Genomic DNA, 9,388 nt, shown 5'->3' on the forward strand with positions numbered 1-9,388 from the left:
ATAATAAGCTCGTGACTTCCCGTAAAAAGGAATTAGAGCATTTTAAAGAAGAAGAGCTTCCTCAACGTTTTGCAGAATTAAAAGGAGAATATTTTCCTGTGCCTCAAACGAGGGTTGCACCCGTAGAGGGTGCGATACAAGGTATGGGTTGCTGTAGCGGTTCTGTTTCAGGTAAGTTTATTGTGGTTGATGAGCATACAGATTTGTCTCAAGATTTTTCTGGATACATCGTCATCGCTAAATTTTTTGAACCAGGATGGATAAACATCTATACCCAAGCCAGCGGAATAATTGCAGAACGAGGAAATTTACTCAGTCATGCTTCCATCATTGCAAGAGAATTGAATTTACCAGCTATTGTTGGTGCAAAAGGAATTATCGAAGGAATTAAAAATTCTCAATCGATTAATATGAATGGTACAACAGGTATAGTATATTTAAAGGATGAATAATTTTCAGCTCACGTCTTTGATCACTAAAATCAAATGGTCATCTCAGGAATTGGCTCTTATTGAGGAAGGATTAGGTTTACTTTCTGATTACAATGCTTTCTACGATTATTGCTTCAAGTGGAAATTAGCACCCTGGGTATACACACAGCTCAAGAATAAAAATCTATTACAGTTATTGCCAGATTCTACGCAACAACTTTTTCATAAGGAACACACGCGTATTGAGGAACAAAATTCAAAGCGAAATCATATAGCCCAACAGGTATTTGTAAAGTTTAAGGAAAAGGGGATAGACGTAGCGGTGCTTAAAGGGAACTACTTTCTTCATACGGTATACAAAGACGTGGGGTATAAGAGAATGAATGACTTTGATATTCTCATAAGAAAAGAAGATTGGAATAAAATTCAAGATGTATATCTCGAACTTGGCTTTATACCGCTTGGTTTTGGTTGGAGTGGTGAGAAAGAAAAACCAGCCCAATTTAGTCATGTGGGAATGTCCTTTATTAGTCCTGATTACAACTGTATTTTTGGTTCTCAATGGGGACTGAAATCACCTACAACAAAATATGAGGTCAATATAGAGGATGTTTGGAAAAGTGCCGTTCCTTTTGAATTTGAAGGGGTAAATATTTTGGCCTTATCTCCGGAGTACAATTTTCTACATCTCATTCTACATCTAGGTATTTACAAATGTGGGGTACGTGATTGTATGGATATTTACAATTTGCTTTATCATGAGTCATTGGATTACGAGAAAATGTATAGCATATTAGAACAAGCCAATGCATTAGACAAGGCTTATTTTGCATGTCAAATGAGTAATTCTTGTGCTCCTGCTGTACCCAAAGAATTTATAGAAAAAATAAAACCCCAAAGTGGTTATTTGCTTCAACGTACCCTCAAAAGGTTGAAAATACTTGAATTGGGTGGAGATATACACGCTTCTTATAATGACTATTTCCAGGACATAGAAAAGGATGTTATCTATTTCAATCTATTCCCCAAATTTCATTTAAAAGCGTTATTCTATGCAAAGATTTTGCGCAAGATATTTTTTCCAAATATTGATGTAGTCCTGAAACTAGACGATCAACAAAAAGGAGCATCTGTTCTTTCAAATGTCGTAAGTTTTCTAAAAGCTCCGTATTACATCTTTTCTCTTATAGCTCAAGAAATCGGATGGAAGTTTACCTTCTTACTTTTCTTAAAACTGTTAATAGATCTAGTAGTGTCTTTAAAAAATTACATTATACCTCAAACCTCATATTTTGATTATTTGAAAAGCAGAGATATAGACCCCAAAGAAATTGCTAAAGCCGTTAAAAACATTCAATAATGAAGCATATTGTAATAACAGGGATAGATGGAACGGGGAAGTCTAGTGTGATTAAAGAACTTCGCACTAAACTTAACGTTAGAGTGGTTAGTATCTGGGATGCAATCGCCAATAGCGCTTTTCAATCTAAGGAGGAAGTTGCTCTGCATTTACTTCAACTAACTACTAATGACCGCGTTCGTTTTATGAGTTCGGCTTATCAACAATCCATGGAGAATAGTGCGGGTGAAATCATATTACATGACGCATATTTTTACAAATATTTTGCGGCTGAATTGGCTTATGGAGCTGATGAAGAGTTGGTGAAACAAGAAATGAAAAAGTTTAACATTCCCTCTAAGGTTTTTCGACTAATGTTACCCGTTGAGGAGTGTATCAAACGTAAAGGTGAGCATTTTACGCATTATGAATGTGGGTTAAAGAAAAAGTCCACCGAGAACTATTTGACCTTTCAAAAGAAAGCACTGAAAAAGTGGGAGTTTTTTAATCAATCGGATTGGGTAGAAATTGATGCATCGGTACCTGTTGAAACGATTGTAAGTGAAATTTTAGAAAGTTTGTAAATGAAAAGTATCGTTATTACAGGTGTAGATGGAAGTGGTAAAACGTCCTTTCTAGATAAGCTAGAAGAATCGAGTATAAATGCTCGTTTTGTTCGTGTTCCTAAAATCGAGGTGGATCAATACGAAGGTGACTTAAAAAAGGTGGGATTATTCATCAATAAAATGGGAGAGAAGTCCGACGAATTAAAAAGTCCAACCTTGAAAATCATCTCTATATTCTCGTCTATGCTGTTTTTTGAGGATTTCTATGCATTCCAACAAAGTCATTCTCCTAAGGTGATTTTTTGCGAAAGACATCCCTTGATTGATACGGCCGTATACGGTTTAATATACATGGAGTATCTCAACCAATCTTCTGCTTTAACTAATGATCTTGAAATTGGGGAAGAAGAAGGGCATGTTTTTGAGAAAATTGCACAAAAAGTCAACCGTAACCTTGGAGTGGATCAAATTAAAAATGCGAATGGGTTATTATTATTTTTAAAGGATTGGTTTTCAGATGCTGAAAATTTTAAAGTTAAACAATTGAGTAAGCTTTTTAATATAGCATTGCCCGATGAAGTTTATTTTTTAAACGCACCTACAGAAGTTTTATACCAACGCATTTCTTCAAGATCTAATAAAGAAGTACACGAAACCAAAGTGGCTATGGAACGCATGAAGGGACTTTATACCAAGGTATTAGAAGATGCACAAATAAATTTCAAAAGTTTAGATACATCAGATTGGGAACCTACCCGTCAATTGGTAGATTCTTTTACAGAGCGCTTTGGCTAATTTTCCTCTAAAATTTGAAGCATTCTCATAGCATTTGCATAAATTCTATCTACGAATTTTAAGTTCATAACAACGTTCGCTGTTTTATAGAAAACAATACGTGTAACGATGTATTTCTTAATGGAAAGTAAGGTGATATTCTTCCAATCCTCAAATGATGTCTCGCTCTCACTGATTTGATAATGGTATTCTATCCAATGCATCAATTGGTCGGCAGAAAAATCTTCTTCCAAAACGAAACTTAAGAATTCAACAACATCCCTTTGCGGGTAATCGATCACGGAGAGTTCCCAATCGTAAATTACAGGTTCTCCATTTTTTCGTATAGCAATATTTCTAGGGTTGAAATCATTATGTACCAAGGTCATATGCACTTGAGTTTGTGGACCTTCAATTAACTCATCTAAAAATTGATTCAAAACTTTATAGTGCTCACCATATTCCATTATGAGTATATCTATCATACATCTGTGCACCTCTTCTGTTTGAGCGATAAGATGTTGTTTTACAGCTACTTTTTCAAGTAGGCTATCCTTGTTTTTAAATAAGAGATGTATTTGGTTGATGACATCTATTACATTTTTAGTCAGGGGTTTTGACCATAACCAAGGTTTGTTTTCACTATCCATTAAATGCATTGTATTTGCATCTAAAAACTCTTGGAACAGCATGAAGATTTCCCGTTGGTTATGAAGGATATGCCCGAAATACTTAGGGGTACCATCTCCATTTAATTGATGAATTTCATGAGGTATGAGTAGCTCTTTGAGGTGACTGTTTACATATTCGAGATGGTCTTTATGGTTGGAAAGTAAATCTGACAATTTAGGATCTATAGAGGCAGACATCATGTGTAATCCTTTGATTACCTCTATATCCTTAGCTTTAGATTTGATCAGTATTTTTTGCTCTCCTTTAGATGTTTCTATTGATAGGGGAATGAAACCAATTAATTTGTTGGTTACCCTTCTACAGATATTCATTAAAATACCTTTTTCTAATTCACCTTTGTGTAATTCTATTTCACGGGGTGTTTCGGAGAGATACGGACGAATGACCGCAGTGATGAAATCGGAATTGAGTTCATTCCATTGTATCCAATCTACAGGTTTGTTTCTTCCTAATTTTTCATGAGCTTTGGCGAATTCACCACTTGCGATAGCTGAGATAGTGGAGAGTTCAAGGCCTAAACAAAAACCAGCAATAATCGTAGCAAAACGTTCTATTTTTCCGGTGCCATAGCATCCCATTAATTCTAAAGCTTGACGTTGTTTTGGAAGGTGTGTTCCTCCTCCTACGGTTCCAATTACTAAAGAATATAAGGTGAGTTTGGCGTGAATTCCATTTTCAACCTTTTTAGTTTCTAACAGGGCTGTTGAAGATTCATGAATGGAAGCCAGATCTTGACCGGTTGCCACAAAAATAGCAGCAATCACATTGGCTACATTTACGTTGTATCCCACCATTCCATCTTTAGCGGCGAGTTTTTTACTCGGAGTAAAAAAGTTCATTATGGTTGTGACGTCTGTTCTAAGTACTTTTTTAATGATGTCCTCACTTAAAGTACATTCTACCTCTACTTTAACACCACGACCTTGATCTAATAAGAGTTGAGATACCTTCTTATCGGAGGCACCATTTCCTTCAATGATATAATGATTAATCTCTATTCCGGTAGTTGCTTCAAACGCTTGATTAATCCACTGAATGGCATGCCAGGTACAGGTTGTGGTCATATTTTGACCGGCAGCATCTCCCGTGGTGTAAATGAACCTTACCGTTACGAATTCATCGAGAATAACTGTATCTAATTTCAATAAGCAAGCGTGGTTGGAATAAGATTCTGCCTGCTCTTTAATTTGCGGAAAATTATCATGTACAAAGGCTTCAAAAACAGCTGCTTCTTCTGAGTTATTCATCTGAAACATGGGAGCGCGCATCATACGCTGGTGAATCATTTTACCTTTTACACCACCCGCTAGACTTATGGCTTTTGCACCTCTATTCATACTTGCCATTAGTGCACCCTCTAGTGTACCTGCTACACAATAAACATCTTGTTCCTCTCCTTGAATATTCATACGTAGAGGTCCACCAATACCCAAAGGAACCTCTACAGAGCCTATAAAGGATTCTATATTTTTTTGAATATCATAGGGATTTATATTGCTTTTTTGAATTTGATCAATCTTGTATCCTTTCGATTGAAGGTGCTCAAGTCTGAGATCTAATGACTTACGTGTTAAAAGCCCCCTGCCTGGTACGGGCGTGTATTCGTATTCGCTCATGAAGTAGTATTACCTTCTCAAAATAAGCAAATAAATCAACCATAACGCTTTCCTTGCAATGATAAATATCATAGGTGAGTATATTTTTTCTTCATACATTTAAAGAAACAATACTACTTACTATGAAAAATTCTATTAAAATTTTCAGTGTTATTGCTGTGCTCTTAATTCAAGTGCCTTACATTTTTGCCCAAGAAAATGTAGATAACAATCGTTTAAAACTTGAATTTGAACCTGGTTTATTTTTCAATAATGGTCGTTCACTTAACATCCTTTACAATGTTACCAAAGACAATAATTTGGGGATTGGACTTTATTTAATGACCACAGATATTCCCGATCAAATTGCAAGGAATATGTTTGTTGATTACAACGATTCCTTGAACTGTAGAGTAACACAAGAGTTTGCCTTGAATGTAAGGTACCGCTTTAGAGTTGCGAAAAATATGGAATCAAATCCTTATGTAGGACTTATTTTAGGGTGGGAGAACATCTTAATCGAAAAGGAAGGTTTCAATGATCTAAATTATAAAACCTTTTTGTTTACCCCATTTGTTGGATACGAATGGTATGTATATAAACGAATGCTTTACATCAACCCTCAGATTCGTTCGGCATTTTATCTCGGAGCGACCAAATCGGTGGATACGCGTCCAGAAGAATTAAAATCATTCTTAATGGTTCCTTCAATTTCTGTAGGACTGCGAATTTAGCGTGGAACAATATTTAGGCTCAAATCACCTTTCGGTTGAAGGGTGATTTTTGGGTCTATCTCTACACGTTGATCAGAGGGCAATGAAAATGAATAAGCCTTGCTCATTTTAGCCAATACCGCCATCATTTCTATATGACTAAAATGATTTCCAATACACATACGAGCTCCAAGTCCGAAGGGCATGTATCCGCTTAAATCTTGTCTATTAAAAAATCGTTGAGGTAGAAATTTTTCTGGATCTTGCCAATATTTGGGGTCTCTATGCGCAATGAAGGAACAAATGAGTACATGTGCTTTTTTAGGAATTTTCCAACCATTGACATGATCTTCCACGATAGGTTTTCGAGCTATGAGCCATACGGAAGGGTAGAGGCGAAGCGTTTCCTTAATCACTCCATTAAGCCACTTAGACCTCGTTACCCCCTCAAGATGAGTGTCATTTTCAATGAGCTCTTCTACTAGTTTATCTTGCATCTTTTTATGCTGCGCCAAAAGAATAAGCGCCCAACTCAAAGCACTTCCCGTCGTTTCATAACCAGTAACGAATAAGGTTAAGAATTCATCGTGTAATTCATCGGTTGTCATTTTATTACCCTGCTCGTCTGTTGCTTGAATTAACCTGCAGAGTAGGGTATCATCATTATCCGTTTTTTTAAGTGCTATAATCTCATGCACGAGCTGTTTTAATTCCTCTTTCGTTTTTTTGTAAACAATATTTCTTCGGGTAGGAAACCATAAAGGGAACTTAAAAAAGTTTCTGTTGTGGTAGAGAACAAAGGAGTATTGTTTTTGTATCAGCGGAAGGAGTTTGGCTTCGTAATGACTAGAGCGCGCTTCGCCGATCAAAACAACGCTGATAATTTTAATAGAAATCGCAATCATTTCATCTTTTAACTGGATGGACGAAGTTTTCTTCCTCTGCCAAGATTTGATCAATTCATCGACTTGGTCGGACATGGTTTCATAGAGCTGATTTACAGCTTCTTTGTTGAAAGATGGTTGAATCATTTTACGTTGTTTCTTCCACTTTTCCCCTTCGCTGTTGAGTATTCCATCCCCTAGCATTAATCCAAACCCTTTGTAAGCTGGACCTTTGGTATAGTTTCTCCAATTTTGCTGAAGAATTGTTTTAGCGTGCTCATAACCCGTAACTACCACAAAAGGAATGGGAGCAGAAACTCTATAGATATCTCCATGACTTTCAAATTGCTTTTTGGTTCTACCAATAGGGTCTTTGATCAGATCAAAAGCTGCTTTCCAAGGCCATTTTCCTTTTACTAAGGGTAGCTGTTTGTTTTTATTCGTCATGAAGTTGCTTTAAAGCTAAAATACTAAATTAGAACATTGTATAATTGCTTATGGGCTTATTAACACTTGGATATTTTGGATTGTTTCTGGGAACCTTAGTTTCAGCTACCTTTTTTCCTTTTCCTTCGGATGTGTTTGTGATTGGATTTTATGAATTAGAATATTCAGCCATTCCTGTTGTGATTGTTGCAACCTGTGGAAATTTATTGGGGAGTATTGTCAATTACTACATCGGTTATTACGCCAATAATGAAAAGTTAATTAAGCGTTTTAAGTTGAATGAATCAAAATTAGAAAAATGGCGCAAGCGCTTTGATAAATGGGGTGTGAAGCTGGGGTTTATCTCCTGGGTTCCATTAATTGGAGAGCCCATGACTGCAGCACTGGGTTTTTTCAGAGTTGACTTGCTCCCCTTAAGTGTTACCATGTTCATCGGGAAGATGATACGCTATATAGGTTTGTCTTTAATATATTTCAATATTATTGCTTAGGTATAGGTACCATTTTATTCTTTTTTTCATCCCAAAGTTTTAGGTTAAGACATTTGTAAAAGGTTTTAAAATGTACGGGCTTTATGTGGTGTGATTCGAAAATGTCTTGATGCACTTTGGGAAGGTTTACCGAAGGAATAGCACAGTTGTAATGATGTACGTGATGATACCGTACATTTTCTGAAATTGAATTAAGAAAAGGACCAAAATCCATAAAAGAAGCCCCGTGAATCGATGCTTCAAGTAAACTCCATTTTTCTTTCCTATACCATTTAACCTCTTCATATTGATGTTGCATGTAGAAAACCATAGCTACCACACTATAAGCAATAAACCAAGGAGCTCCAAGGGTCCACAAGACCTCCATTCCAAGATCATAATGTAGAATAAAGTATCCGATGATAATATAGGCTGCATCGCTCATGAGGATGGAAGTGTTAGATTGTATACTTCCACGTTTGGATGGAATTCTAGTAAGTAAGAAATTGATAAGTGGGATAAGTGCAAATCGAGCAAATTTTGAACGAACAAAACGATAAAATAGCTTTTTGCCTTCGGAAGCATTCCTGTATTCCTCTACTGTCATTATCCAAATTTCAGGATTAAAATCACGTTCATCTAAATTGGCGAAAGTTTTATGATGATAATTGTGTACATATTGCCAAAGTCCATAGGGAAAAGTGGTAATTAACCCTGAGGTTCGACCAACAATTTCATTCATTATTCTAGCGCTAAACATGTTGTAATGTCCGGTATCGTGCAGAAATAGAAATGATTTGAAAATTACAAGTATCAATGGAATCCAAAGTAAGGGTACATACCAGAAATAATCTTGATAAGCGACGATTCCAACGAGGATAGTGAAGAAAAAGATGCTAAAGTTTAATACCGCTTTAAGTAAAGAAATAGTGTTGTTGGGTTGCAACAAAGGCATAAGGTAATTTCTGTACTTCTTGTCTAATTCCATAGTAGTATTTTAATCTTTTAAAAGTTATGGATTATTAGTGAATATTGATAATAAGTTTCGATAAACTATAGGTATTTGGTTAGGTGTGAACATAAGTCGGTAGACTTTTTTAGAAGTGTATTTAGACCTCATTAATATGTGTTTGCATTTACTGAAATAGGGTGCAAAGAGGGTTTAAATTAGAATTGCCTTTGTTTACTGCGGTTTGACTTTAGGGCATAAAAAAGGCTTCCAATTTGGAAGCCTTCTTGTGATCCCGCAGGGATTATTATCATGATCCTATTGCGCATTGATTTATTCTCAAGCATGAAAGCTTTTTATTACTAACGCAACAAGAGTCTTCTTCATTTTGCATCTTATTTGAATGGATTCAAAACGCTGTAAAACAAAAAAGCCTCTCACTATTGTGAAAGGCTTTCTTTTGTGATCCCGCAGGGATTCGAACCCTGGACCCATACATTAAAAGTGTATTGCTCTACCAGCTGAGC

9 protein-coding genes are annotated in these 9,388 nt (G+C 36.1%); 6 read left to right on the forward strand and 3 right to left on the reverse strand.

All coding sequences use genetic code 11. The features are described 5' to 3' along the window. From R3333_RS09270 to R3333_RS09285, 4 genes are all read left to right on the forward strand, one after another. Positions 1-452, forward strand: a 452-nt coding sequence (locus R3333_RS09270; RefSeq protein ID WP_318958510.1) for a PEP-utilizing enzyme, incomplete at its 5' end; no start/stop codon positions are given. After that, on the forward strand, positions 445-1,791 hold the full coding sequence (locus R3333_RS09275; protein WP_318958511.1) for a nucleotidyltransferase family protein: 1,347 nt from the start codon (positions 445-447) through the stop codon (positions 1,789-1,791). The genes R3333_RS09270 and R3333_RS09275, both read left to right, overlap by 8 nt. Beyond that, the gene (locus R3333_RS09280) at positions 1,791-2,354 is read left to right on the forward strand and encodes a hypothetical protein (RefSeq protein ID WP_318958512.1); all 564 of its coding nucleotides are present in this window, start codon (positions 1,791-1,793) and stop codon (positions 2,352-2,354) included. Before R3333_RS09275 ends, R3333_RS09280 begins: the two co-directional genes overlap by 1 nt. Beyond that, positions 2,355-3,131 (forward strand): hypothetical protein, encoded by a 777-nt coding sequence (locus tag R3333_RS09285; protein WP_318958513.1) that lies wholly within the window; start codon positions 2,355-2,357, stop codon positions 3,129-3,131. It begins immediately after the preceding gene. On the opposite strand, the gene R3333_RS09290 is transcribed toward R3333_RS09285, so the two are convergent. Next, positions 3,128-5,419 carry a phosphotransferase gene (locus R3333_RS09290; RefSeq protein WP_318958514.1) on the reverse strand — a complete coding sequence of 764 codons (2,292 nt, stop codon included), beginning with the start codon at positions 5,417-5,419 and terminating at the stop codon, positions 3,128-3,130. The genes R3333_RS09285 and R3333_RS09290 overlap by 4 nt on opposite strands. A gap of 122 nt (positions 5,420-5,541) precedes the next feature. Between R3333_RS09290 and R3333_RS09295 the strand changes: the two genes are divergently transcribed. After that, positions 5,542-6,132: a hypothetical protein gene (locus tag R3333_RS09295; protein WP_318958515.1), complete on the forward strand. Its 591-nt coding sequence runs from the start codon at positions 5,542-5,544 to the stop codon at positions 6,130-6,132. Here the strand turns inward: R3333_RS09295 and R3333_RS09300 are convergent. Further along, entirely contained in the window at positions 6,129-7,442 is a 1,314-nt protein-coding gene (locus R3333_RS09300) for a cytochrome P450 (RefSeq protein WP_318958516.1), read from the reverse strand. The two genes, R3333_RS09295 and R3333_RS09300, sit on opposite strands and share 4 nt — an antisense overlap. 50 nt (positions 7,443-7,492) lie before the next feature. Between R3333_RS09300 and R3333_RS09305 the strand changes: the two genes are divergently transcribed. Continuing rightward, a complete protein-coding gene (locus R3333_RS09305) occupies positions 7,493-7,933 on the forward strand; it encodes a YqaA family protein (protein ID WP_318958517.1) in 441 nt (146 codons plus the stop codon). Here the strand turns inward: R3333_RS09305 and R3333_RS09310 are convergent. Further along, on the reverse strand, positions 7,923-8,900 hold the full coding sequence (locus tag R3333_RS09310) for a fatty acid desaturase family protein (protein WP_318958518.1): 978 nt from the start codon (positions 8,898-8,900) through the stop codon (positions 7,923-7,925). The genes R3333_RS09305 and R3333_RS09310 overlap by 11 nt on opposite strands. Positions 8,901-9,388 lie beyond the last annotated feature (488 nt).

Origin of the sequence: Lishizhenia sp., from assembly GCF_033720595.1 — a bacterium.
In the GTDB taxonomy this organism is placed as follows: domain Bacteria; phylum Bacteroidota; class Bacteroidia; order Flavobacteriales_D; family Crocinitomicaceae; genus Lishizhenia.

Bases quoted from the DNA above. Each gene is read 5' to 3' on its own strand.
- R3333_RS09275 (WP_318958511.1), top strand. From the start codon at position 445: ATGAATAATTTTCAGCTCACGTCTTTGATCACTAAAATCAAATGGTCA.
- R3333_RS09280 (WP_318958512.1), top strand. From the start codon at position 1,791: ATGAAGCATATTGTAATAACAGGGATAGATGGAACGGGGAAGTCTAGT.
- R3333_RS09285 (WP_318958513.1), top strand. From the start codon at position 2,355: ATGAAAAGTATCGTTATTACAGGTGTAGATGGAAGTGGTAAAACGTCC.
- R3333_RS09290 (WP_318958514.1), bottom strand. From the start codon at position 5,419: ATGAGCGAATACGAATACACGCCCGTACCAGGCAGGGGGCTTTTAACA.
- R3333_RS09295 (WP_318958515.1), top strand. From the start codon at position 5,542: ATGAAAAATTCTATTAAAATTTTCAGTGTTATTGCTGTGCTCTTAATT.
- R3333_RS09300 (WP_318958516.1), bottom strand. From the start codon at position 7,442: ATGACGAATAAAAACAAACAGCTACCCTTAGTAAAAGGAAAATGGCCT.
- R3333_RS09305 (WP_318958517.1), top strand. From the start codon at position 7,493: ATGGGCTTATTAACACTTGGATATTTTGGATTGTTTCTGGGAACCTTA.
- R3333_RS09310 (WP_318958518.1), bottom strand. From the start codon at position 8,900: ATGGAATTAGACAAGAAGTACAGAAATTACCTTATGCCTTTGTTGCAA.